A 22890-nucleotide genomic window follows, 5' to 3' on the forward strand; every position below is an offset into this window, starting at 1 on the left:
CCGGGAGCATTAGCTTGAACGATCAACGCGCCGACGTCGCCATCATCATGGGCAGCCAGTCCGACTGGGCGACGATGCGCCAGGCGGCCGAGACGCTGGAGGCGCTGGGCGTCCCGCACAAGCGGCTGATCATCTCCGCGCATCGCACACCCGACAGGCTCTATGAGTTCGCCAGGGGCGCCAAGGCCGCCGGCTACAAGGTGATCATCGCCGGCGCCGGCGGTGCGGCGCACCTGCCCGGCATGACGGCGGCCATGACACCGCTGCCGGTATTTGGCGTCCCGGTGGAATCGAAGGCGCTGTCGGGACAAGATTCCTTGCTCTCCATCGTCCAGATGCCGGCCGGCATCCCCGTCGGGACGCTGGCCATCGGCAAGGCCGGCGCGGCCAATGCCGCCCTCCTGGCCGCCGCCGTGCTGGCGCTAAATGACGACGCGCTTGCCCAACGCCTCGATGCCTGGCGTGCCTCGCAGACCGCCAAGGTCGCGACTGAGCCGACGGACACGCCGTGAGCCTGCCCGCCGGATCGACCATCGGCATCATTGGCGGCGGCCAGCTCGGCCGCATGCTGGCGATGTCAGCCGCCCGCCTCGGCTACCGCACCGTGGTGCTGGAGCCGCAGCCGGAGTGCCCGGCCGCCCAGGTCGCCAACCGGCAGATTACGTCAGCCTATGATGACCCGGCCGCTCTTGCCGAACTGGCGGCCGCAAGTTCCGTCGTCACCTACGAGTTCGAGAATGTGCCGGTCGCGGCCGCTGGTGCGCTTGCCGCCGACGTAGCGGTTTATCCGCCGGCGCGAGCGCTTGACATGGCGCAGGACCGGGTGAGCGAAAAGACATTCCTCAACGGTATCAGCATTGCCACTGCGGATTTCCGTTCGGTCGACACTGACGATGAGCTGACGGCGGCGCTGAAGGCATTCGGTGGCAGCGGCATCCTGAAAACGCGGCGCATGGGTTATGACGGCAAGGGCCAGCGCGTGTTCCGCAACATGGAAACCGGCGGCTTCGCCGGCACCTGCGAGGCGATGGGCAATGTGCCGCTGATCCTCGAAAGCTTAGTACCGTTCGAGCGCGAGATATCCGTGATCGCGGCGCGTGGGCTGGACGGGACGGTGGCCGCCTACGATCCGGCCGAGAATGTCCACCGCGACGGCATTCTCCACACCTCGACCGTGCCGGCCGCCATCCTGCCCGAGACGGCGGCCGCCGCACGCGCGGAGGCATCGAAGATCCTGTCGGCGCTCGATTATGTCGGCGTCATCGGCGTCGAGTTCTTCGTGCTGGCCGACGGTTCGCTGCTTGCCAACGAGATCGCGCCACGCGTGCACAATTCCGGCCACTGGACCGAAGCCGCCTGCATCGTTTCGCAGTTCGAACAGCACATCCGCGCGGTTGCCGGCCTGACGCTCGGCAGTCCGGACCGCCATTCCGATTGCGTGATGGAAAACCTGATCGGCGACGACGTGCTGCGTGTTCCGGAACTGCTCGCCGAGCCCGATCTGATGCTGCATCTTTACGGCAAGGCGGAGGCGCGGCCCGGCCGCAAGATGGGCCACTTCACCCGCATCAGCCGCCGTACTTGACCTCGAAAACGAGCCTATTGCACCTCGTCCTCGTCGGGACTGGCGCAGCTCGCATCGCCTTGCTCGCAATTGGAAGAAGCGAGTTGCTTGATGCGCTCATTGGTCAGCCTGGTCAGGCATTGCGAAACCTCCATCGCGTGGATGGAGCCGCCTGCGCTGGCGGCGGTGGTATCAGCGCATTCGGCGTCACGGAAAGCGATCCAGGCGCGTTGCGCCGCCTGCAGCGATCTCTTGCCATCGGCATCGTCCGAGCCGATCAGGTTCTGGTAGGCTGTATTGAGCCTGGCGTCGGCGGCCTGGTAGTCCTCGCCGGCGCAGATGTTCATCATCTGCTGGCCGTCGTCGGAGCGGTCGCATTCCTGGGCGCGCGCGGTTGCGGTCGCCGCCAGGACGACAAGGCAGGCGGGCAGGAATATTCGGCGCATGATCGTCCCCAAATCACTTGAAATACACGGCATCATCCCAGCCCGCCCCTGGCCAGGCAATGCCGCAGGGCCGACATGGCGGATATTTGATGATATCAGGACGTGGAACACGCTTGCGGTTGACACGGGCAAGGCTCCTCGTTTATGAGCCACCCACAGTTCAAAGGCGCGTCTTCTGGCGCGCCTTAAAATTTCGACCCGGAAGCGGGTCCACACCGACAGGCAAGACAATGAAGATCAAGAATTCGCTCAAGGCGCTGAAGGCGCGTCATCGCGACAACCAGCTGGTTCGCCGCAAGGGCCGCGTCTATATCATCAACAAGACCGCCCCGCGCTACAAGGCGCGCCAGGGCTGAGCTTTCGGCCGGAGGCTTTTTTGCCTCCGTTTGCACGATGCTGTCGCCGGCCCTGCCGGCGCCTCACGCTAAAATCACTTTGATGTTCCGCCGCCCGGGATTAAAGTCGGGCGATGCGGTTTCTTTTTGCATTTTTGATAGCTTTCCCTGTTTCCGTTGCCATGCCGGCTTGGGCTGCGGACGATCAGCCTGCTCATCCGGCGGCCCCTGAGGTTCCGGCCCCGCCGGTGACCAAACAGGCCCGGCTCGACAAGCTGTTCACCGACCTCAGGCGCGAGCGCAACGAAAAGGCGGCCGAGCGCATTGCCGGCAACATCTGGAACGAGTGGTCCCGGTCCGGCAGCGCCTCCATCGACCTGATGATGCAGTGGTCGCAAAAAGCCATCGAGAACCAGAAATTCGACGTCGCGCTCGATTTCCTCGATCAGGTGGTGACCTTGCAGCCGACCTACGCCGAAGGCTGGAACCGGCGCGCCACGGTGCATTTCATGATGAAGAACTACGGCAAGTCGATGTCCGACATCAATCGCACGCTGCAGCTCGAGCCGCGCCATTTCGGTGCGCTGTCGGGTCTTGCGCAGATCATGGCGCTGACCGGCCACAAGCAGTCGGCGCTCGAGGCCTGGCAGAAGGTGCTGGCCATCTATCCGATGATGCGCAACGCCCAGGACCAGGTCGCGACACTCTCGGAAGAGCTTGCCGGAGAAGGCATATAAGGCAGTAGGGAATAGGGAGTAAGGCAGTAGGGTTGCAGATTGCACGGTGAAACGCAGCCCCTACTGCCTACTGCCTACTGCCTACTGCCTACTGCCTACTGCCTACTGCCTACTGCCTACTGCCTACTGCCTACTGCCTATTCCCCTCCTCCAGAACTTATCCCTCCCCACCCCCGTATTCCCCCATGAACCTGCTCTACGCCGCGCCCGCCTTCCTGATGGCGTTTGTTTTCAGCCTTGTCGGCGTCACCCGCGTCGGCTCATGGCTGATCGAACGTCGCAATCCGCCGATCGGCGAATTTGCCGACATTGGCGGCACACGCATCCATTATGTCCACATTCCGGCGCCCGCCAACGCGGACCTGCCGCCGATCGTCTTCATCCACGGCGCCAGCGCCAATCTGAGGGATCAGATGCTGCCGCTGAGGCCAGTGCTCGAAGGCCGCGCCGAAATGCTGTTCTTCGACCGGCCGGGGCACGGCTGGTCGGGGCGCGGACCGGGCAACAACGAAGACCCGTCGGCACAGGCACGAACGCTGGCCGCACTGATGGACCAACTCGATATTCCCAAGGCGATCATCGTCGGCCATTCCTTCGGCGGCGCCATAACCACCGCCTTTGGCCGTGAACACCCTGATAAGACGCTCGGTCTCGTCTTGCTGGCGCCCGCGACCCATCCCTGGCCGGGCGGCGCGACCGCCTGGTACTACGATCTGACCACCATTCCGTTGATCGGCCGGCTGTTCTCCGAAACGCTGGCCTATCCGGCCGGAACGCTGCGGATGGGTGATGCCACGACCTGCGTCTTCTCACCCAACAAGGTGCCGGATGGCTATGGCAACAAGGCCGCGATCCCCCTGGTGCTGCGGCCATCGGCCTTTCGCGCCAACGCCACCGATGTAGCCGGACTCTATCGCTATACGCTCGGCGCGGCGCCGCACTACAACGAAATCACGGCGCCGACCGTCGTCATCTCCGGCGACCGCGACAAGGTCGTTTTTGCGCATATTCACTCCGTCGGCCTGGCACGCGACATATCGGGCGCCGAACTGGTCTGGGTGCGCAATCTCGGCCACAAGCCGGACTGGATTGCCGCCGACCTCGTCGTCGGCGCCATCGAGAAGGTCGCGGGCAAGGATATCGATCTGGAGGCGATGGCCAGGGTGGTCGAAGCTCGGATTGCAGTCGATGCCCATGGCGTCGGCAAGTGCGCCGACATCAAGGAGCCGGAGGCGGAGCTGGCACCGACCTGACCGCCAACTCCGCCACAGCTAAGACTTTCAGGGCAGCGCTGCCTCATCGCCTACCGGGCATTTCTCCCCGTATTGCGACGAGGAAAGGGCCGGCAGGCGGAAGGGGCTGGCGCCCGCGTCGGAGATTCCGCGCGGCAGTCCCACCGGTCTACCGGCCGGCCGATTCCGATCCGACATAGGCGATGCGCAGCATGTTGGTCGATCCAGGCGTCCTCAACGGAACGCCGGCGGTGATGATGATGCGATCGCCTGGCTTGCCGAACTCTTCTTCCAGCGCGATGCGGCAGGCACGGTTGACCATGTCGTCTAGATCGGTGGCATCGGGCGAGACGACGCAATGCGTGCCCCACAGAAGCGACAGCCGCCTGGCCGTGTTGACGATCGGCGACAGCGCCACGATCGGCACCTGCGGCCGTTCGCGCGCGGCGCGCAGGCCGGTGGTGCCGGACGCGGTGTAGGTGATGATTGCCGACAGTTTCAGCGTCTCGGCGATTTCGCGGGCGGCCAGCGAAATGGCGTCCGCGCCCGTCGCTTCCGGCTCCGAGCGCTGCGCATTGATGATGCCGGCATAGGTCGGGTCGGTTTCGACCTTGGTGGCGATGCGGTTCATCATCGCCACCGCTTCGACTGGATAAGCACCCGCCGCCGATTCGGCCGACAGCATGATGGCGTCGGCGCCCTCGAAGACGGCGATCGAGACGTCGGACACTTCGGCGCGGGTCGGCACCGGTGCGGTGATCATCGATTCCAGCATCTGCGTGGCGATCACCACCGGCTTGCCGGCGCGGCGTGCGGCGCGCGTGATCTGCTTCTGGATGCCAGGCACAGCCTCGAGCGGCATTTCGACGCCGAGATCGCCCCGGGCGACCATCAGCGCATCGGACAGTTCGATGATCTCGGCCAACCGGGTGACGGCCTGCGGCTTCTCGATCTTGGCCATGATCAGCGCCCGGCCGCGCGCGATCTTGCGCGCTTCGGCCAGATCTTCCGGCCGCTGCACGAAGGACAGTGCGACCCAGTCGACGCCCGTGGCGAGCACGGCGTCGAGATCCCTGCGATCCTTCTCGGTCAGCGCGCCGACCGGCAGGTCGGTGTCAGGCAGGCTGACGCCCTTCTTGTCGGAAATCGTGGTGCCGGCAATGACGGTGCAGACGATCGACTTGCCGTCGCTCTTCACCGCCTTCAGCTCGAGCTTGCCGTCATCGATCAGCAGGCGGTGGCCGGCTTCAACCGAACTCAGGATTTCGGGATGCGGCAGATAGACCCTGCTCGACGTGCCGGGCTCGGGATTGTCGTCGAGCGTGAAAGTCTGGCCTGGTGTCAGCACTTCCTTGCCGTTGGCGAACTTGCCGACGCGCAGCTTGGGGCCTTGTAGGTCGGCGAGGATGCCGATCGGCCGGCCAACCTGTTCCTCGACGGCACGGATGCGCCCGACCAGCGTGCGCATCAGTTCGTGGTCGGTGTGGCTCATATTGATGCGGAAAACGTCGGCGCCCGCTTCGAATAATTTCTTCAGCATCTCCTCGGAAGAGGAGGCCGGACCGATTGTGGCTAGGATCTTGACCTTGCGGCTGCGTCTCATTGACTGTTGGTTCCCGGGGCGGCTGGTGCCCCTCCCGTTGCGGGCTCATCGGTCAGCTGGACCATCCAGCTTGCCTGCTCGCCCGTGTCATATTCCTGGAATCCGGCGCGCTGGAAGCCCCGGGCGACGCAGTCGTTTACGCCGGCGATCTTGAACTCTTTCTCAGCCACGCACATGTTGATCGGGCCGTCCCAGCGTCCACCGCGCTCGGCGTCTTCTGCGTAAAGGTAATAAAACCTTGATGACAGCGGCCCTTCGATCAACGTCTTGCAGCTCGATCCTTCAATGTGCCACCAGCCTTCTGTGATCCAGCCGGCCTTGGCACGATAGCCGATGCCGACGCCGACCAGGTTCTGCGTGGCGTTGCAGACGCGGAAATCGGCGCGCGCCGGCGAGGCCATGACTATTGCCGACATGCCAACGGTCAGGGTCAGGAGCGGCATGGCAAAGGCAGAGCGCATGCTCTGCCTGCCGGCGGAACCCATTCCAAAACCCCTCAAGAACCACATCAGCATCTCTCTGCGCCCCTTTTCGGAAAAGTCCGCGCGCATGTCAACGCGCCGTCTTGTCCAATTCCAATCGATTTAGGAAGGCTCCCGGCGCACTTTCCGTCACCCTTGCCAGATTTCAGCGGAAACCTTGGCCAAACAACGGCATTGCACACGCATCGTCTTCGTGGAATGACGATAGCACCCTCCCCGGAAGCCAGCGAACAGACCATTTCCCGCCAATGACCCGATCCACAGTTTTCGCGCCTTGCGACATTGTCGAAGGCGACCGCAAGCGAGGCATCGTGCTTTTGGCCGATCATGCCCGCCGCGACCTGCCCGACGACTATGGCAGCCTCGGCCTGCCCGCGGCGGAGTTCGACCGCCACATCGCCTACGACATCGGCGTCGAGGCGGTGACGCGCGAACTCGCCGCCTTGCTTGACGTGCCGGCGGTCATCGCCAATTTCTCGCGGCTGCTGATCGATCCCAATCGCGGCGAGGACGACCCGACCCTCATTCGCCAGCTTTACGACGGCACCGTCGTTCCGGGGAACTATCCCATCGCGTCGGAGGAGCGCGAGAGGCGGCTCGAGCGCTTCTACCGCCCCTACCATGACGCCGTCGGCGCCATGATTGCTTCGGTCGCGCGGGCTTCCGGGCAAGCGCCCTTCATCTTCTCGGTGCATTCCTTCACGCCGACCATGCAGGGGATCAAGCGTCCCTGGCATGTCGGTATCCTGTGGGATCGCGACGACCGGGTGGCGCGGCCGCTGATCGATATGCTGGCCGAGGACAAGAACCTCGTCGTCGGCGACAACGAACCCTATGACGGCGCGCTGCGCGGCGACACCATGTTCAGGCATGCCATCGTCAATGGCTATGCGCATGCGCTGCTCGAAATCCGCCAGGATTTGATATCGAGCCAGCAGGGCGCCATCGCCTGGGCCGAACGGCTGGCGCCGATCGTTGACGTGATTGACCGCCGCGCCGATATACATGCGGTAAGGATGTTCGGCTCGCGCACCGGGCCGCTATGACGGAGGTTTCGATGACCGAACTCAGCGACGATCAGAAACGCGACTTCGAGGCCGCCGCCTTTCGCCGGCTGCTCGAGCATCTCAGAGAACGCAGCGACGTCCAGAACATCGACCTGATGAACCTCGCCGGCTTCTGCCGCAACTGCCTGTCGAACTGGTATCGCGAGGCGGCCAATGCCGAGGGCATTGATCTCTCCAAGGACCAGTCGCGCGAGATCGTCTACGGCATGCCCTACGCTGAATGGCAGGCGCTCAACCAGACCGAAGCCTCCGACGCCAAGAAGGCCGAATTCGAGGCAAGGCGACCCAGGGACCATTAGGTCACCAGCAGCCGGCACGCGCCTTCGTCATCCACGGGCGGAGCAGGAGCGAAAAGCTCCGTCGCGAAGACCCGAGGATCCATGCCGCGACCTTAATCGAAAAGCGCAGCGGACCAGAATTCTGCACCGTCGCATCGCTCAGAAGTCGCGGCATGGATCCTGGGGTCTGCGCTGCGTCGCTGCCTCCTTGCTTCGCCCCAGGATGACGACGGCATGGGCGCTTCAGCAATCTCCAACATAGGTAAGTCGCCACGAAGCGAGGCAGGGTTCTTCCCGCCTGTTTGGTCCAAGCATTTTCAGACAGCCAGCGCTTGACTGGAAATTGAATCGATCTAATTTGCCGCGCAAAGCCATTTTCTGACCGGATTCGCCTTATGAACGCGTCAAACGCCATGCAGACTGCCATTCGCGGACGATGGGCCGTGGCGGCGATTTTCCTTGCCAACGGCTTCCTGACCGGCAGCTGGGCGCCGCAGATCCCGGTGTTCCTGACCCGGCTCGACATCTCCAAATTCACCCTCGGCCTGCTGATCCTTTTGTTCGGCGCCGGTGCGGTCACCGCGATGACCTGGTGCGGCCACCTGATTTCGAAACACGGTTCGCGCACCGTGCTGCGCTGGTTCGGCCTCTGCGGCAGCCTCGGCCTGCTGGTCGTGGCGCTGGCGCCGAACCTGCCGCTGGCGGCCATCGCCATGTTCATCTTCGGCGGCTCGATCGGCGGCATGGATGTTGCCATGAACGCCAATGCGGTGGTGGTAGAGCGGAAATTGTCCCGCGCGATCATGTCGTCCTCGCACGGATTCTGGAGCCTTGGCGGCTTCGCCGGCGGCGCCCTTGGCGGTTTTGCCATCCAGAATTACGGCCATCTCGCCCATGCCGCGGTGGTGACCGGGCTGGCCTTCGCGGCGATTGCCTTGGCGGTCCCCCATATCGTCGCCGAGAACAGGCCGCAGGCGGTTGAGCATCATAAATTCGCTTTGCCGTCAAACCCGCTGGTCTACCTGGTCGGCGTGATGGCCCTGCTGACAATGATCTCCGAGGGCGCGGTGCTCGACTGGGCGGCACTGTATCTGCGCCAGGAACTCGGCGCCGACCTTGCCGTTGCCGGTCTTGCCTATGCCGCCTTTTCCGGCGTCATGGCGATCATGCGGTTCTTCGGCGACGGCGTGCGCAACCATTTCGGTGCCGTGACGACCCTGCGCGGCACGGCGATCATCGCTGCCGCCGGCATGCTGATCGCCGGCCTGTCGCCCTCGCCCTGGCTCGCCATAGCGGCCTTTGCGCTTTGCGGTTTCGGCATCGCCAACATGGTGCCGATCATCTTTTCGGCCGGCGGCAACCAGGAAGGCATGTCGTCCGGCACCGGCATGAGCGTCGTCACCACCATGGGCTATTCCGGCATCCTGGTGGCGCCGTCGGCGATCGGCTTCGTCGCCGAGCATTCCAGCTTCGGACCGATCTTCATCGCCATGTCGGTGCTGTTGATCGTCGTGTTGCTGATGGCCGGGCTCGCTCACCGCGCCGAATTCGCACCCGCACCCGCCGAATAGCGCTTCAGCTCCTCGTTGAGAAAGTCAGCCACGCGGCGGATGCGCACGCTGCTGCGCACATCGCGATGCATGGCCAGCCACACGGGCAGGCGGGGCAGCGGCAGGTCGGGCAGGACCTTCTCCACCAATGGGTCCCGTTCGGCCAGCGGCTCCTGGCCGAGGCCAATGCCGTTTCCCGCGCGCACCGCCTCCCATAGGACGATCTGGTTGTCGGCCCTGAAGCGGAAACTGCCGCGGGTGACAGGTATGCCGAATTGCGTAAAGGCTCGGATCATCTCGTCGCTGCGGTCGAAGCCGATCAGGGCGTGATTGACGAGATCGGCCGGTCCCAGCGGACGACCGCGCCTCTCGAGATAGGAAATCGCCGCACAGGCACAAAGGGGAATGTCGCAGACCTTGCGTGCCACCAGCTCGTTCTGCGCCGGCTTGACCATGCGGATGGCGATGTCTGCATCCCGGCGCAACAGGTTCTCCACCTGGTTGGAAGCAACGATCTCGACCTCGATGCCGGGTTCCTCGATGCCAAGCCGTGCCATCATGTCGGGCAGCACATAGGCAGCCACCACCTCGCTCGCGGCAATGCGCACCGTGCCTTCAATGGCCTCGACCGAACCCAGCGCCAGCCGTGAGAAGGCACTTGCCTGCTCGCTGACCGTCTTGCCGCGCTCGAACAGCGTGGCCCCGGCTTCCGTCAGCGCATAGCCGCTGCGCCCACGCCGGAACAGGGTGACGCCGAGCGCCTGTTCCAGTTCCGAGATGTGACGACCAAGCGTCGGCTGGCTTGCCGACAACTTTCGCGCCGCGGCCGACAGGCTGCCGGTCTCCGCGACTGTGACGAAGCTCTTGATCAGGTTCCAGTCGATGTCTGTCATTCAAGAATGAATATCAGAACTGCATCCATGGTCAATTTCAATTCATCCGTGTGGCAATCATATTCGACCTGCAGACACCGATACGGACTGCAACAAACCAACCAGGAGTAACTCAAATGACCAAGATCGCACTCACCGCCGCCGCCCTCCTCATGGCCGCCAGCACCGCTTTCGCCGGCAGCGACAAGTTCGGCTCGAACGATGCCAGCCAGGCGCCTGTCGCCAGCACCGACAAGACGATCACCAAGTCGATCGAGAAGTCGGATGCGATCATCCGGACGCCGGTCGTCCAGGGCAGCAATCGCGACCTGTTCGGCAGCCGCTGAACAGACGCCTCGGAAGATCCCGAAAGCGGCGGGCTTGTCCCGTCGCTTCAGATCAGACCCCGTTACTTCAAATCAGACAAGGAGACGAAGAATGACCAAGATCGCAATTCTCGGCGCCAACGGCCGGCTCGGCCGCATGGTCGGCAAGGCTTTCATCGATGCCGGCTATGATGTCCGTGCCGTCACCCGCGGCGGCAAGGTGCCGGCCGAACTCAAGGGCGCCAGCGCCGTTGCCGGCGACGCACTCGACCGGGAAGCCCTCATCCGCGCCACGGAAGGCGTCGACATCATCTTCAACGGCCTCAACCCGATCTACACCGACTGGGGCAAATGCCTGCCGATGGCCGAAAATGTCATGGCCGCCTGCCATGCCAACGGCGCTCTGCATCTCTTCCCCGGCACCGTCTACAATTACGGCTCACCGATGCCGGCGGTGATATCGGAAGACACGCCGTTCCATCCGACGACCGAGAAGGGCCGCATCCGCTGCGCCATGGAGGATCTGTTCCGGCATGAGGCTGAAGCGGGCCGCGTGCGCACCATCATTCTGCGCGCCGGGGATTTCTTCGGAGGCACCGGCAGCGGCTCCTGGTTCGACCTCGTCGTCGCAGCCAAGATCGGCAAGGGCACCTACACCGCGCCCGGCCCGGTCGATCTGGTGCATGAATGGGCCTACCTGCCGGACTTCGCCATAGGCTTCGTCGCGCTGGCCAAGAATGTCGACAAGCTCGGTTCCTACGAGGCGCTGAATTTTCCCGGCCACGCGGTCACCGATCTGCAGATCAAGGCAGCCGCCGAGAGGGCTGTTGGCCGCTCGCTCAAGATGACCTCGATGCCCTGGTGGGTGCTGCGCGCCGGCAGCCCGTTCATGGCGATGTGGCGCGAGATCGTGTCGATGTCCTATCTGCGTTTCGAACCGCACCAGCTGGTCTCGACCCGGCTGGAAGGCATTATCGGCGAAATCCCGCATACGCCGCTCGATCGGGCTGTCGCCGAGGCTCTGAAAGACATCGGCGTCGCAACGGTGAACGGCGTTTCCAAAGCCGCCTGAACGTAATATCGAAGGGGAGGCCTAAGCTTAGAGCCGCCCCATCAGCAGCAACACCAGAACCACCACCAGCACCACACCGACAATGCCTGAAGGTCCGTTGCCCCAGGAGCGCGAATGCGGCCAGGCCGGCACCGCGCCGATGAGGACAAGGATCAAGATGATGATGACGATGGTGGTGATCGGCATGACATTTCCCCACTGTTCCCGAGACAATGCTTCGCATTGCTTGTGGGGAGAGAATGCAAAAGGCCGCCCGGTTGTTCCAGGCGGCCTTTGCCAGTCAGACCAGGAAGCCTGTCTATTCGGCGGCTTTCGGGAAGGCGATTGCCGGCTCGGCACCGGTATCCGCCGTCGGCGTGTCCGACGAGATCTCGCCCTTGCCGCGACGGAACAGCCGGCTGAACAAGCCGCGCCGCGCGCCGGGCTTCACCTTGGCCCGGGTGAACACCATCAGCATCGACGGCGTCACCACCAGCGTCAGCACGGTGGCGAAGGACAGGCCGAAGACGATCGCCGAGGACAGCGAAATCCACCATTGCGTCGACGGTGCGTTGATCGTCGTCTCATGATGGAAGATTTCCAGCCCGAGGCCGAAGGCGATCGGCAGCACGCCAAGGATTGCCGACACCGCCGTCAGCACCACCGGGCGCGCACGCTCGCGGCAGGTCTGCAGCACGGCATCCATCTTGTCCCAACCCTCTTCGCGCAGCCGGTCATAAGTGTCGATCAGCACGATGTTGTTGTTCACCACCACGCCGGCCAGCGCGATGACGCCGATGCCCGACATGACGATGCCGAACGTCTCGCCTGTTATCAGCAGCCCGAGGAACACACCGATCGTCGCCATGACCACGCAGGACAGCACCAGCCAGACGCTGGTGAACTTGTTGAACTGCGCCAAAAGCACCAGGAAAATCAGGAAGATCGCGGCGCCGAAGGCCTTGCTGAGGAAGGCGCTGGCTTCCGCGCTGTCCTCGTTCGAGCCGGCCAGCTTCCAGCGGATGCCGCTGCCGAGATTCATGTCGGTGACGGCCTGGGTGACCTCCTGCTGCACGGCGGCGACCTGGGCGCCGGCGGCAACGTTGGCCTGCACCACCACGGTGCGGGCGCCGTCGATGCGGTTGAGGATGCCGACGCTCGGCTTTGCCTTGCGGACGACGAAGTTCGAGATCGGCACCGATCCCTGCGAGGTCTGCACCCTGAGCTCGTCGAGCGTCGACAGCGTGCGCCGGTCCTCCGGCAAGCGCAGCCGGATGTCGACCGCCTTGTCGGCGCCGGCAGGCCTATATTCCGAGAGCTTCAAGCCGTTGGTGACAAGCTGCACCACCGTCCCGACCGAGGTCGGGCTGATGCCGTACTGGGCAGCCTTGGCCCGGTCGACCTCGAGTGCCCAGTCGACGCCGGGCGGCGGCAAGCCATCGGAAATGTCGATGACGCCGGGCACCTTGGCGATGCGCGCCGCCACCGCACGCGCCTTCTCGTCCAATCCCTTGGGGTCAACAGCCGAAAGCCTGATCTGGATCGGCTTGCCGGTCGGCGGGCCGGCTTCCGGCACGCGGACCTCGACGTCGACGCCGGGAATGCCGGCCATGACGCCGCGCAGGTCGTTCAGGATGTCGTTGGCTGATTTGCGCTCGCGCCAGTCGATGAATTCATAGTTGATGACGCCGACCACATCTTCCGGAACGTCCTGGCCGCCGCCCTGGGACTTGCCGACGCGGGTATAGACCGACTTCACGCCCGGCCAGCCAAGCAGCCGGTTTTCGGCGATCTTTGTCGCCGTGTCCATTTCGGCTAGCGAAAGATTGCCGCGGGCATGAACGTAGAGCAGGCCATAGTCGGGTTCGACACTCGGGAAGAACTCGACGCCGGCGCCATACTTAGAATAGCCGACGAAGATGCCGGCCAGCAAGACGACGGTCAGCACCATCACGGTGATGGGGAAGCGCACCGCTTGCTTGACGACAGCCATGTACCAGCCGTCGCGATTGCCGTCCTCGTGATGCTGCGGCGCCTTGGCGAAGATCGCTCCCAGCGTCGGCGCGAACACCAGCGCATAGAGCATCGAGGCTGAGAGCGTGACGATCAGAGTGATCGGCATGTATTTCATGAAGTCGCCGATGATGCCCGGCCAGAACAGCAGCGGCGAGAAGGCGGCGATACGCGTCATCGTCGCCGCGATGACCGGGCCGGCCATGCGCTTGGCGGCCAGCGCGAAGGCTTCCTGCTTAGGCATGCCCTCGCTCATCCGCCGCTCGGCGAACTCGGTGACGATGATGGCATCGTCCACCAGCATGCCGACCGCCAGGATGAGGCTGAACAGCACGATCATGTTGATCGTGTAGCCCATCATGGCGAGCAGCAGGATACCGATCAGGAAGGACGACGGAATGGCGAGGCCAATGAGCAGCGAGGCGCGGCCGGACAGCGCGTAGAGGATGACGATGAACACCAGGATCACCGCGATCATCACATGGTTCTGCAGATCGCCAAGCAGCTGGTTGACGAAGACCGACTTGTCCTGCGTGTAGGTGACGTGCATCCCCTCGGGCATGGTCTTGACGAAGGTGTCGGACACCTCCCTTACCTTGGTGAGCGTGTCGATCAGATTGGCGCCGATGCGCTTCTTGACCTCGATGGCGATGGCCGGCTTGCCGTTGAGGCGCGTGATCGTGGTGGCATCGGCGAAGGTCGAGCGGATCGTCGCTATGTCCTTGGCCTGCACCACGGCATTGGGGCCGGCGACCACCGGCAGCGCCGCCACATCCTCCGGCGTCTCGATCAATGACGGCACCTTGACGGCGTATTTGCCCTCCGATCCCTCTATGTTGCCGGCGGCGACCAGGCTGTTGGAGGCGCCGACGGCACCGATCAGCTGGTCGAGCTGCAAGCCGTAGGAAGACAGTTTCATCGGATCGATGACGACCTCGACGAGATCGTCGCGGGAGCCCTGCAGCGAGCCTTCGAGAACGCCGGGCACTTCCTCGATACGGTCGCGCAGTTCGCGCGCCGCGGCGGCCAGCACGCGTTCGGGCAATTCGCCGGACAAGGTGACGACCAGCACCGGAAATTCGGAAATGTTGACCTCGGTAACGACAGGCTCCTCGGCCGCCTGCGGCAGGTCGGCCTTGCCGTCCTGCACCTTGGAGCGCGTATCCTGCAGCGCCGTCGCCAGGTTCGTCTGCGGCTGGAACTCGACCAGCACATAGCCGCCGCCCTGGAAGGCGGCCGAGCGCATTTCCTTGAGGCCCTTCAGGCTTTTCAGCTTGCTTTCCATCGGCCGCAGCAGAAGGCGCTCGGAATCCTCCGGCGAAATGCCTTGATAGATCAGGCTGACATACATCATCGGGATCGGAACGTCCGGTTCCGCTTCCTTCGGCGTCGACTGATAGGCGACCCAGCCTGCGATCAGCAGGAAGACCAGGACCGAGATGGTCAGGCGGGCATTGTTGATTGCGAGTCTGACGATATCCATGACTTATGCCTGCTGTTGCTTGTCGGGGAGTGGCGAACGGACTGACGTCGCCGGGCAGAGCCCGGCGCCGGCACGCCTGCGCTACTGCGTCCCGGCGGTGGCCTCGCCGATCAGCTTGTTGATGGTCGCCTGGTCGGCCTCGACCGGCTTGACCTCATCGCCTTCCTTCACCAGTTCCTGGCCGGCGACGATGATGCGTGCATCGGCCGGGATGCCGCCGAGCACGAGACCGGTGGGCGTGTCGTCGACGAGGTCGATCGTGAAGAACGCCACCTTGTTGTCCTTGCCGACGGCGCGGATGCCGAGGTCGCCCTTGTCGCCGAGCGTCACCACCGAACGCGGCAGCAGCACCGCGTCGGTCGGCAGCGCGCTGAGCTGGATTTCCGCCGTCATGCCGGCCGGCACGGAGCCATCGGCATTGGGGATCGCGACCTCGACACGGAAGGTGCGGGTCGCCGACGACGCGTCGCGGCTGATGTAGCGCACGGTGCCTTCCACGGTCTGGCCGCTGACCAGCCGGACATTGGCCTTGTCACCGATCTTGAGATAGCCGAGGTCGCGCTCGCTGATCTCGCCGCGCGCGATCACCGGATCGAGCTTGATGATGGTCGCCACCTCGCCGCCCTGCATGACGGAGCTGCCGAGTTCCACCGGCACCCGGTCGATGACGCCGTCGAACGGCGCCTTGACTTCGTTGCGGTCGAGTTCGGCCTGCGCGGTATCCAGCTGGGATTGCGCCTGGGTCAGATTGGAGCGCGCGGTGTCGAGCTGCAGCTTGGGCAGATTTCCGGTCTTGGCGAGCTGCTCGGCGGCGTCGAGCTCGGCCGTGCGCTGCGCCACGAGCTGCTTGGCGTTGTCGACCATCGAGATCTTTTCCTCGGCGGCCAGCATCAACACCAGGTCGCCGGTCTTGACGTGCTGGCCTTGGCTGACCGGCAGCTTGTCGATGACGCCGGCGACGCGGGTTGCCAGCACCGCGCGCTTGTCGGCCTCGGTCAGCCCGGAAATGCGGATGGCGCGCGCATAGGTCTTGCGCGGCGGCGTCACCACCGCCACCGTGCGCAGCGGCGCCTTCGGTTCGGCTTGCGCCGTCTTCGGCTTGCTCGCGTCCGGCGCCTTGCCCTGTTCGACTTCGGCTGCCTTGGCCTTGTTCGCCGCTACGCTGCCGACCGAGGAGAATTCACCTGTCGCCATCCACGCCGCGAAACCAATGAGCACAACAATGGCTGCAAGCTTGTGAAACCTGATTTTAGGCATCGTCATTTTTCCACTGCGGGTTCGGCCAGCACCGCGCCCTCATGACGCGGGCGCGTCGCCGATATGGGTGCGCGCCTGACCGTGTTCAAATTGCCGTGATAGGCGAGCGCGCTTCTACATCAAAGTTGCACCGCAATATAGTCCGAAAGTTGCAACAGCATTGCGCAGTCGGGCAAGGTGTGGCTGCTGCGAAACAGTTGGGATCACCTGTCGGGGCATTTTAGCAAAGCCGCATTAGCTTCGCGGGCCGCCGCCAATGATCTGCCTCGAGCGACGGATTTGTCATCGCCGACGGGCAGCCCGACCTCGCTGGCGATGCAGCCACCATTGCGTGCCCGATATTCGGATCGAATGCGGATTTCAGCCGGACAGCCCTGCCCTCCCGGTCGGCGAAAGATGATGATCATTGGCGGCGCAGATATCAGGCAACAGATTATAATTGCTGGATAAACACTGTATTTCGCCTCTCCGAGCCGGATCATTGAAGCCCAATCCGCCAGCCTCGAACAAACGGGGAAGCGCCAACGCATCCGACACCGGAGCGCAGCGGCGTGGCGCGGTCAGTCGTTCGCGAGATGACGCACAGTGCGATGCGGATACGGGAACGCGACTTACGTTCCCCCGCTGTTGGCAGTCGCGTTGCTGATGCTTTCGCTTGTCAGTTTCCAGTGCTCTTTCGCGGTTGCGGCGGCGTTGTCGGGACCAGGGTGGCAGCAGACGTCAGCATGATGAAGAATCCTCACACGCGAAGGTTGTCGCCTTGCCGGATCGCCCTAGCAACGCGGATCGGCTCTCGCTCCTTCGGCACTTGGCGGACTCAGGCCCGACGGCGCTCTGCTTCCGGGTTCTTGCGCACGGCGAGGAATTCCTTCACCCGCCGGCCGGGCGCCGGACCGCGCACCGGCTTGAAACCATCATCGAGTTCGCCGGAGAGATCGAGTGTGGCTTGGCTGCCGACGGCATCGTAATTCTCTTCCAGCCAGTCGCTGGCAGCGGTGCGGCCGAGGTCGCGCAGATAGGTCAGGAACGCCCATTCGGCATTGACCTTCGATGATGCCGACAGGTCCTTGAACGCCTCGTCGGCATCGATGCGGTGCATGCGGATGTCGCGGTATTCGCCATGCGGCAGCCGGCCGGCGGCGATCAGTTCCTTGACGAAGGCGATCGAGCGGAATTCGCGCAGCAGCCCGGCGTTGAAGGTGATCTCGTCGATGCGGTTCTGGATCTCGTTGGCGCTCCTGGGCGTACCCTCACGCACCACCGGATTGATCTGCACCAGAAGCACGTCTTCGGTCGCCGCCGTCTTGAAGAACGGATAGAGCGCCGGATTGCCGCCATAGCCGCCATCCCAATAGGGCACGCCCTTGATCTCGACGGCGCGGAACAGTTGCGGCAGGCAGGCCGAGGCCATCACCGTGTCGAGGTCGATCTCGCCATCGGAAAACACCCGCAATTGTCCGGTCTCGACATTGGTTGCGGAGATGAACAGTTCCATCGACTTGCAGGCGCGAACATTCTTGAAGTCTATCTCCTGGGCGACCACGTCGCGCAGCGGATTGAGGCCGAGCGGGTTGGCGACATAGGGCGAAAACACCCGCGACATGGTGTCGAAGAAGACATAGCCCGGCGAGTTCTCGATCGACCAATTGCCCCAGGCGACATCCCAGGGCATGCGCTGCACCGGGCTGAACCGGCCCTTCGCCGCTACGGCACGCCAGAAATCGTCCAGCTTCTCACGCGCGCCGTCGACCCCGCCGCGCACGAGGCCGTCGGCCAGCGCCACCGCGTTCATGGCACCGGCGCTGGTGCCGGAAACGGCCGATATCTCCAGCCTGCCGTCCTCAAGCAGCCGGTCGAGCACGCCCCAGGAAAAGGCGCCATGCGAGCCGCCGCCCTGAAGCGCGACGTTGATCTTCTTCTTTTCCTCCGCCTTGCCGTTCTTCGTCATGGCGTTCCTGTCATCGTGATGCGCCAGCCTGCCCCAGCGTCATTGCAGGGAAGCAGCTATCGGCGACTATGTTGCAGTGCAGCATATAGGGGCAGACCAAGGCAAGAACACGAACACGGTCGCGTGATCACATGAAATTTCGGGTCATGCCGAAAAGCCCCTCCGCTGCAATGCGGAGAGGCCGAGTCTTTCGAACAGACAGAGGAGTTTAGGCGACCAGGTCCGGCACCGGGCCGATATAGCGCGATTGCGGACGGATCAGCCGCCCGGTCGTCTGTTGCTCGCGCGCATGGGCAATCCAGCCGGCAACGCGCCCGGCTGCGAAGACATTGCTGAAAGCTTGCGGCGGGAAACCCGCCGCTTCCAGCACCAGCGCGGTGTAGAATTCGACATTGGTCTGCAGCGCGCGCTGCGGCTTGGCGACCCGAAGCACGTCGAGCGCCGTTTGCTCGACCTTTTCAGCGAAGGCCAGCCGGCGGCCGGTCTCGCCTTCGCTGCCGAGCTTCCGCACGACTGCTTTCAGCACATCGGCGCGCGGATCGCGCACGCGGTAGATGCGATGGCCGAAGCCCATGATGCGCTTGCCATGAGCGATCTCTTCGCGCAACCACCCGGCCGCATCGCCATGCGCCTCGATGGCGTCGAGCATCTCGATGACGGGGCCGGGCGCGCCGCCATGCAGCGGCCCCTTGAGCGCGCCGAGCCCGGCCAGCACCGATGATGTCAGCCCGGCCAATGTCGAAGCGACGACGCGGGTGGCGAAGGTGGAAGCGTTGAGGCCGTGGTCGCAGACCGTCACCAGATAGGTGTCGAGCGCCTTCGCCAATGCCGGCGACGGGACGGAACCCTTGAGCATCCTCAACATATCGGCGGCATGGTCGGCCTTGCCGTCCGGTGCGATCGGCTGTTCGCCGCGCTGCAGGCGCAGCAAGGCAGGCGTCAGCACCGCCGGCGCCGCGATCAGCCGCAAGGCATCCTTCAGCGTCTCGCCGTCCGGCAGCAGTGCCATACCGGCCCGCATGGCGCTGTAAATGTCCAGCGATGCCAGCAAGGGCAGCGAAGACAGGAGCCGCTCGAACACTTCAGCGCGCGCCTCGCCTAGTCTCGCCGCCAGATCGGCGTCACCAGGCAAATCCTCGAAGAACCCGTCCAGCAGCAGGCGGACGACCTGCGGATAGGTCCATCGTCCAGCCAGTTCCGGCAGGGAATGACCGCGGATCGTTAGGCGGCCGCCCAGACCATCCACGTCGGAGAGCACCGTTTCGGCCGCCACCACATCATCGAGCCCATTCGCCATAGCCTTGTCTCCTTGAAGCTTTTCCGGATGGGATATAAGGGTGAGCAACACAGGCATCAATCTTGATCAATAGAATCAATACCAGAGCCCGATATGTCCGAATGGTTGTCGCGGGAAGAGGCGCTGGAGAGGCTTCGGCTGAGGCCGCAGACGCTCTACGCCTATGTCAGCCGCGGCCGGATCGGCATGCGCCCGGACCGCGCCGACCCGCGCCGCAGCGAATATCGCGCCGACGATATCGCGGCGCTGGCAACCCGGCGGGCGCGCGGACGCAGCCCGTCGGCCATCGCCGAAAGTGCGATTGCCTGGGGCGAGCCGTCGTTCGTCACCTCGATTTCGACCGTTTGGCACGGGCACCTGATCTATCGGGGCCGGGACGCCGTTGCACTGTCCGACCATGCCACGCTGGAAGAGACCGCGGCGCTGCTTTGGGCCCGGCCTGAACCGGTGAGTTTCCAAGCGCCGTCGCCGGACGCGCAGCACCAGACCGGCCGAGCCCCGGCCTTTGCGCAACTTGCCATGCTTGCCGGCCACGGGCGGCCTTCCCTTGGACGCAGCGCCGCCTCGCTATGTGCCGACGCCGCGCACGCAATCGGCGCGCTGGCTAATGCCCTCGGTGCCTCGGCGGGGTCCGATCCGGTGCATCGGCGGTTGGCGCAAGGCTGGTCGGTCGACGATGGTGGCGCGGAAGCGATACGGCGCGCCCTCGTGCTGCTCGCCGATCACGAACTCAACGCTTCGACCTTTGCCGCCCGCGTCGCGGCCTCGACGGGAGCCTCGCCCGCCGCTTGCCTGTTGGCGGGTCTGGCGACCCTTTCCGGTCCAAGGCAAGGTGGCGCCGGCGAAGCGGTGATGCAGCTGGCCGAGGATGCGGCGCGGCACGGCGCCGATGCCGCGATACGGCGCTGGCTCGGCCATGACCGGCCCTTGCCAGCGTTCGGCCATCAGCTCTATCCCGAGGGCGATCCCCGGGCGACCGCGCTTCTGGCGGCCATCGGCAACACCGACGAGACCTTGCGATCGCTGGAAGCCGCCGCCATTGCCGCGACCGGCGCCCGCCCGAATATCGACTTTGCACTGGCCGCGCTGACGCGCAGCCTCGGCTTGCCGCGCGATGCGCCGTTCCATTTGTTCGCGCTGGGACGCAGCGTCGGCTGGGCCGCGCACATGGTCGAACAGATAGTGAGCGGCAGCATCATCCGGCCGCGCGGCCGCTATGAGGGACCGGTGCCGTAAGTTCGCGAGAGAGCGCTGGTCGCCTCTACGACATCGTGTCGAGTTTGCGCTGCATGGCCGCGATCTGGTCTTTCAGCTGCTGCAGATCGTCGGATTTTTCCGGCGTTTCCTTCCTGGCCGGTTCGGCGGGAGCGGCGGCCGGCGCCGAACCCGCGGGCGGAAATGGCGTGAACAGCCGCATCGCGTTCTGGAACATTTCCATGTTGCGGCGCGTCTGTTCTTCCAGCGCCTTGATCGGCGTCGCCATCTTCATCACTTCCAGCGGCGACTTGCCGATGGCGCCCTTCATCTGCTCACGGAACCGCTCCTGTTCCTTGGAGAAGGCGATCATCGACTGTTCGAGGAAACTCGGCACGATCATCTGCATCTGGTCGCCATAGAAGGCGATCAGCTGGCGCAGGAACGGGATCGGCAGCATGTTCTGCCCATCCTTGTTCTCCAGCTCGAAAATGATCTGGGTCAGCACCGGATGCGTGATGTCGTCACCGGTCTTGGCATCCTGGACGGTGAACTCCTCGCCCTTCTTGACCATCTCGGCCAGATCCTCGAGCGTCACATAGGTGCTCGTCCCCGTATTGTAGAGGCGGCGATTGGCGTATTTCTTGATAATGATCGGATCGTCTTTTGCGGCCATCTGCATCCTCCCCGGACACCGGCACGCCTGAGTAAGCCGCCGGTAACGATTGCGCCTTTTTTGAGGATATGCGCAAAAGCCTCACAATTCCAAGCGCTTTGTGCAGTGCGGGATCATATAATGCTGCATAGCAGGCAAAATATGCTGCGCAGCAGCGGCCAGCCTGCCGCCACCGCGAAGCACGACCTGCTTGCGGCGCATGGGCGCCATACCGATTTCCGGTTTGACTTGAGGTTGGGAAACGGCAAGAAAAGTCCTCAACGGCAGAACAACACCCTTGAAGTCTGGAGAAGAAAATGTCCGCTTCCATCGTCATTGCCAGCGCCGCGCGCACGGCCGTCGGCTCCTTCAACGGCGCCTTTGCCGCCACTTCAGCGCATGAGCTCGGCGCCGTCGTCATCAAGGAACTGTTGTCGCGTGCCGGTGTCGATGCGGCCGAGGTCGACGAGGTCATCCTCGGCCAGGTGCTGACCGCGGCTCAAGGCCAGAACCCGGCCCGCCAGGCCTCGATCATTGCCGGCCTTCCCAAGGAAACCACCGCCTGGGGCCTCAACCAGGTTTGCGGCTCGGGTCTGCGCGCCATCGCGCTCGGCATGCAGCAGATCGCCACTGGCGACGCCAAGGTGATCGTCGCGGGCGGCCAGGAATCGATGTCGCTGTCGCCGCATGCGCAACATCTGCGCGCCGGCGTCAAGATGGGCGACTACAAGATGATCGACACCATGATCAAGGACGGTCTGTGGGATGCCTTCAACGGCTATCACATGGGCAACACCGCCGAAAACGTCGCCCGCCAGTTCCAGATCACCCGCGACGACCAGGACCAGTTCGCGCTGGCATCGCAGAACAAGGCCGAGGCAGCGCAGAAGGCCGGCAAGTTCAAGGACGAGATCGTTGCCTTCACCATCAAGGGCAAGAAGGGCGACACCATTGTCGACCAGGATGAATATATCCGCCACGGCGCCACGATCGACGCCATGACCAAGCTGAAGCCGGCCTTCGACAAGGACGGCACCGTGACCGCAGCCAATGCTTCCGGCATCAATGATGGTGCGGCCGGCGCGCTGCTGATGAGCGAAGCGGAAGCCGTAAAGCGCGGCATCACCCCGCTGGCGCGCATCGCGTCCTGGGCAACCGCCGGCGTCGATCCGGCGATCATGGGCACCGGCCCCATTCCCGCCTCGCGCAAGGCATTGGAAAAGGCCGGCTGGTCGGTCGGCGATCTCGACCTTGTCGAGGCCAATGAAGCTTTCGCCGCGCAGGCCTGCGCCGTCAACAAAGACGTGGGCTGGGACCCCTCGATCGTCAACGTCAATGGCGGCGCCATCGCCATCGGCCATCCGATCGGCGCCTCGGGTGCGCGCATCTTTAATACGCTGGTTTACGAGATGCGGCGTCGCGGTGCCAAGAAGGGGCTGGCCACCTTATGCATCGGCGGTGGCATGGGCGTCGCGATGTGCGTGGAAGCGCTCTGAAAAA

22 protein-coding genes are annotated in these 22890 nt (G+C 64.1%); 12 read left to right on the forward strand and 10 right to left on the reverse strand.

All coding sequences use genetic code 11. The features are described from left to right. The first annotated feature begins 14 nt into the window (after window positions 1–14). Window positions 15–512, forward strand: a complete 498-nt coding sequence (gene purE, locus JT360_RS01480; protein ID WP_214469706.1) for a 5-(carboxyamino)imidazole ribonucleotide mutase — start codon at window positions 15–17, stop codon at window positions 510–512. Continuing rightward, window positions 509–1585, forward strand: coding sequence for a 5-(carboxyamino)imidazole ribonucleotide synthase (locus JT360_RS01485; protein ID WP_214469707.1), 1077 nt, complete (start codon window positions 509–511; stop codon window positions 1583–1585). Before purE ends, JT360_RS01485 begins: the two co-directional genes overlap by 4 nt. A 14-nt stretch (window positions 1586–1599) precedes the next feature. Here JT360_RS01485 and JT360_RS01490 read toward each other — a convergent pair whose 3' ends face one another. Beyond that, window positions 1600–2010 (reverse strand): lysozyme inhibitor LprI family protein, encoded by a 411-nt coding sequence (locus tag JT360_RS01490; protein ID WP_214469708.1) that lies wholly within the window; start codon window positions 2008–2010, stop codon window positions 1600–1602. 230 nt (window positions 2011–2240) lie between these two features. Between JT360_RS01490 and ykgO the strand changes: the two genes are divergently transcribed. The 3 genes from ykgO (at window position 2241) to JT360_RS01505 (ending at window position 4335) form a co-directional block, all read left to right on the forward strand. Continuing rightward, window positions 2241–2366 carry a type B 50S ribosomal protein L36 gene (gene ykgO / locus JT360_RS01495; protein WP_006327841.1) on the forward strand — a complete coding sequence of 42 codons (126 nt, stop codon included), beginning with the start codon at window positions 2241–2243 and terminating at the stop codon, window positions 2364–2366. A gap of 113 nt (window positions 2367–2479) precedes the next feature. After that, window positions 2480–3082: a tetratricopeptide repeat protein gene (locus tag JT360_RS01500; protein ID WP_214469709.1), complete on the forward strand. Its 603-nt coding sequence runs from the start codon at window positions 2480–2482 to the stop codon at window positions 3080–3082. A 185-nt stretch (window positions 3083–3267) separates the two neighbouring features. Further along, window positions 3268–4335 (forward strand): alpha/beta fold hydrolase, encoded by a 1068-nt coding sequence (locus JT360_RS01505; protein ID WP_214469710.1) that lies wholly within the window; start codon window positions 3268–3270, stop codon window positions 4333–4335. A gap of 148 nt (window positions 4336–4483) precedes the next feature. Here the strand turns inward: JT360_RS01505 and pyk are convergent, their stop codons facing one another. After that, window positions 4484–5917 carry a pyruvate kinase gene (pyk, locus tag JT360_RS01510; protein ID WP_214469711.1) on the reverse strand — a complete coding sequence of 478 codons (1434 nt, stop codon included), beginning with the start codon at window positions 5915–5917 and terminating at the stop codon, window positions 4484–4486. After that, on the reverse strand, window positions 5914–6378 hold the full coding sequence (locus tag JT360_RS01515; protein ID WP_214469755.1) for a DUF1036 domain-containing protein: 465 nt from the start codon (window positions 6376–6378) through the stop codon (window positions 5914–5916). Before JT360_RS01515 ends, pyk begins: the two co-directional genes overlap by 4 nt. A 269-nt stretch (window positions 6379–6647) precedes the next feature. On the opposite strand from JT360_RS01515, the gene JT360_RS01520 reads away from it, so the two are divergent. The 3 genes from JT360_RS01520 (at window position 6648) to JT360_RS01530 (ending at window position 9315) form a co-directional block, all read left to right on the forward strand. Continuing rightward, entirely contained in the window at window positions 6648–7445 is a 798-nt protein-coding gene (locus tag JT360_RS01520) for an N-formylglutamate amidohydrolase (RefSeq protein WP_214469712.1), read from the forward strand. 11 nt (window positions 7446–7456) lie between these two features. Continuing rightward, window positions 7457–7765, forward strand: a complete 309-nt coding sequence (locus JT360_RS01525) for a DUF1244 domain-containing protein (RefSeq protein WP_214469713.1) — start codon at window positions 7457–7459, stop codon at window positions 7763–7765. Window positions 7766–8139: 374 nt separating this feature from the next. Beyond that, complete coding sequence (locus JT360_RS01530) at window positions 8140–9315, forward strand: MFS transporter (protein ID WP_214469714.1); 1176 nt, start codon at window positions 8140–8142, stop codon at window positions 9313–9315. On the opposite strand, the gene JT360_RS01535 is transcribed toward JT360_RS01530, so the two are convergent. Continuing rightward, window positions 9279–10187: a LysR family transcriptional regulator gene (locus JT360_RS01535; protein ID WP_214469715.1), complete on the reverse strand. Its 909-nt coding sequence runs from the start codon at window positions 10185–10187 to the stop codon at window positions 9279–9281. The genes JT360_RS01530 and JT360_RS01535 overlap by 37 nt on opposite strands. Before the next feature lie 116 nt (window positions 10188–10303). Between JT360_RS01535 and JT360_RS01540 the strand changes: the two genes are divergently transcribed. Together JT360_RS01540 and JT360_RS01545 are read left to right on the forward strand one after the other, a co-directional pair. Continuing rightward, window positions 10304–10513, forward strand: a complete 210-nt coding sequence (locus tag JT360_RS01540) for a DUF680 domain-containing protein (RefSeq protein ID WP_214469716.1) — start codon at window positions 10304–10306, stop codon at window positions 10511–10513. Window positions 10514–10604: 91 nt separating this feature from the next. Continuing rightward, window positions 10605–11564, forward strand: coding sequence for an SDR family oxidoreductase (locus JT360_RS01545; RefSeq protein ID WP_214469717.1), 960 nt, complete (start codon window positions 10605–10607; stop codon window positions 11562–11564). Window positions 11565–11591: 27 nt separating this feature from the next. Here JT360_RS01545 and JT360_RS01550 read toward each other — a convergent pair whose 3' ends face one another. The 5 genes from JT360_RS01550 to JT360_RS01570 all read right to left on the reverse strand — a co-directional run bounded on the left by JT360_RS01550 (window position 11592) and on the right by JT360_RS01570 (window position 19541). Continuing rightward, entirely contained in the window at window positions 11592–11750 is a 159-nt protein-coding gene (locus tag JT360_RS01550) for a DUF3309 family protein (protein ID WP_214469718.1), read from the reverse strand. Between the two features lie 112 nt (window positions 11751–11862). Then, window positions 11863–15039 (reverse strand): efflux RND transporter permease subunit, encoded by a 3177-nt coding sequence (locus JT360_RS01555; RefSeq protein WP_214469719.1) that lies wholly within the window; start codon window positions 15037–15039, stop codon window positions 11863–11865. 81 nt (window positions 15040–15120) lie between these two features. Next, window positions 15121–16296, reverse strand: a complete 1176-nt coding sequence (locus JT360_RS01560) for an efflux RND transporter periplasmic adaptor subunit (RefSeq protein WP_214469720.1) — start codon at window positions 16294–16296, stop codon at window positions 15121–15123. A gap of 817 nt (window positions 16297–17113) precedes the next feature. Then, a complete protein-coding gene (locus tag JT360_RS01565; RefSeq protein ID WP_214469721.1) occupies window positions 17114–18244 on the reverse strand; it encodes a patatin-like phospholipase family protein in 1131 nt (376 codons plus the stop codon). 208 nt (window positions 18245–18452) lie between these two features. Continuing rightward, the gene (locus JT360_RS01570) at window positions 18453–19541 is read right to left on the reverse strand and encodes a citrate synthase/methylcitrate synthase (RefSeq protein ID WP_214469722.1); all 1089 of its coding nucleotides are present in this window, start codon (window positions 19539–19541) and stop codon (window positions 18453–18455) included. A gap of 93 nt (window positions 19542–19634) precedes the next feature. Here JT360_RS01570 and JT360_RS01575 point away from each other — a divergent pair, with 93 nt between their 5' ends. After that, complete coding sequence (locus JT360_RS01575; RefSeq protein WP_214469723.1) at window positions 19635–20777, forward strand: citrate synthase; 1143 nt, start codon at window positions 19635–19637, stop codon at window positions 20775–20777. 25 nt (window positions 20778–20802) lie between these two features. On the opposite strand, the gene phaR is transcribed toward JT360_RS01575, so the two are convergent. Further along, on the reverse strand, window positions 20803–21411 hold the full coding sequence (gene phaR, locus JT360_RS01580; protein WP_214469724.1) for a polyhydroxyalkanoate synthesis repressor PhaR: 609 nt from the start codon (window positions 21409–21411) through the stop codon (window positions 20803–20805). 296 nt (window positions 21412–21707) lie between these two features. On the opposite strand from phaR, the gene JT360_RS01585 reads away from it, so the two are divergent. After that, window positions 21708–22886: an acetyl-CoA C-acetyltransferase gene (locus JT360_RS01585; RefSeq protein ID WP_214469725.1), complete on the forward strand. Its 1179-nt coding sequence runs from the start codon at window positions 21708–21710 to the stop codon at window positions 22884–22886. Window positions 22887–22890 lie beyond the last annotated feature (4 nt).

It is taken from the genome of Mesorhizobium sp. dw_380 (assembly GCF_018588885.1).
Lineage (GTDB): Bacteria > Pseudomonadota > Alphaproteobacteria > Rhizobiales > Rhizobiaceae > Mesorhizobium.

What these genes read in the sequence shown, in the direction of transcription:
- JT360_RS01490 (WP_214469708.1), bottom strand. Translation starts at nt 2,010, where the DNA reads ATGCGCCGAATATTCCTGCCCGCCTGCCTTGTCGTCCTGGCGGCGACC.
- ykgO (WP_006327841.1), top strand. Translation starts at nt 2,241, where the DNA reads ATGAAGATCAAGAATTCGCTCAAGGCGCTGAAGGCGCGTCATCGCGAC.
- JT360_RS01500 (WP_214469709.1), top strand. Translation starts at nt 2,480, where the DNA reads ATGCGGTTTCTTTTTGCATTTTTGATAGCTTTCCCTGTTTCCGTTGCC.
- JT360_RS01505 (WP_214469710.1), top strand. Translation starts at nt 3,268, where the DNA reads ATGAACCTGCTCTACGCCGCGCCCGCCTTCCTGATGGCGTTTGTTTTC.
- pyk (WP_214469711.1), bottom strand. Translation starts at nt 5,917, where the DNA reads ATGAGACGCAGCCGCAAGGTCAAGATCCTAGCCACAATCGGTCCGGCC.
- JT360_RS01515 (WP_214469755.1), bottom strand. Translation starts at nt 6,378, where the DNA reads ATGCGCTCTGCCTTTGCCATGCCGCTCCTGACCCTGACCGTTGGCATG.
- JT360_RS01520 (WP_214469712.1), top strand. Translation starts at nt 6,648, where the DNA reads ATGACCCGATCCACAGTTTTCGCGCCTTGCGACATTGTCGAAGGCGAC.
- JT360_RS01525 (WP_214469713.1), top strand. Translation starts at nt 7,457, where the DNA reads ATGACCGAACTCAGCGACGATCAGAAACGCGACTTCGAGGCCGCCGCC.
- JT360_RS01530 (WP_214469714.1), top strand. Translation starts at nt 8,140, where the DNA reads ATGAACGCGTCAAACGCCATGCAGACTGCCATTCGCGGACGATGGGCC.
- JT360_RS01535 (WP_214469715.1), bottom strand. Translation starts at nt 10,187, where the DNA reads ATGACAGACATCGACTGGAACCTGATCAAGAGCTTCGTCACAGTCGCG.
- JT360_RS01540 (WP_214469716.1), top strand. Translation starts at nt 10,304, where the DNA reads ATGACCAAGATCGCACTCACCGCCGCCGCCCTCCTCATGGCCGCCAGC.
- JT360_RS01545 (WP_214469717.1), top strand. Translation starts at nt 10,605, where the DNA reads ATGACCAAGATCGCAATTCTCGGCGCCAACGGCCGGCTCGGCCGCATG.
- JT360_RS01550 (WP_214469718.1), bottom strand. Translation starts at nt 11,750, where the DNA reads ATGCCGATCACCACCATCGTCATCATCATCTTGATCCTTGTCCTCATC.
- JT360_RS01555 (WP_214469719.1), bottom strand. Translation starts at nt 15,039, where the DNA reads ATGGATATCGTCAGACTCGCAATCAACAATGCCCGCCTGACCATCTCG.
- JT360_RS01560 (WP_214469720.1), bottom strand. Translation starts at nt 16,296, where the DNA reads ATGCCTAAAATCAGGTTTCACAAGCTTGCAGCCATTGTTGTGCTCATT.
- JT360_RS01565 (WP_214469721.1), bottom strand. Translation starts at nt 18,244, where the DNA reads ATGACGAAGAACGGCAAGGCGGAGGAAAAGAAGAAGATCAACGTCGCG.
- JT360_RS01570 (WP_214469722.1), bottom strand. Translation starts at nt 19,541, where the DNA reads ATGGCGAATGGGCTCGATGATGTGGTGGCGGCCGAAACGGTGCTCTCC.
- JT360_RS01575 (WP_214469723.1), top strand. Translation starts at nt 19,635, where the DNA reads ATGTCCGAATGGTTGTCGCGGGAAGAGGCGCTGGAGAGGCTTCGGCTG.
- phaR (WP_214469724.1), bottom strand. Translation starts at nt 21,411, where the DNA reads ATGGCCGCAAAAGACGATCCGATCATTATCAAGAAATACGCCAATCGC.
- JT360_RS01585 (WP_214469725.1), top strand. Translation starts at nt 21,708, where the DNA reads ATGTCCGCTTCCATCGTCATTGCCAGCGCCGCGCGCACGGCCGTCGGC.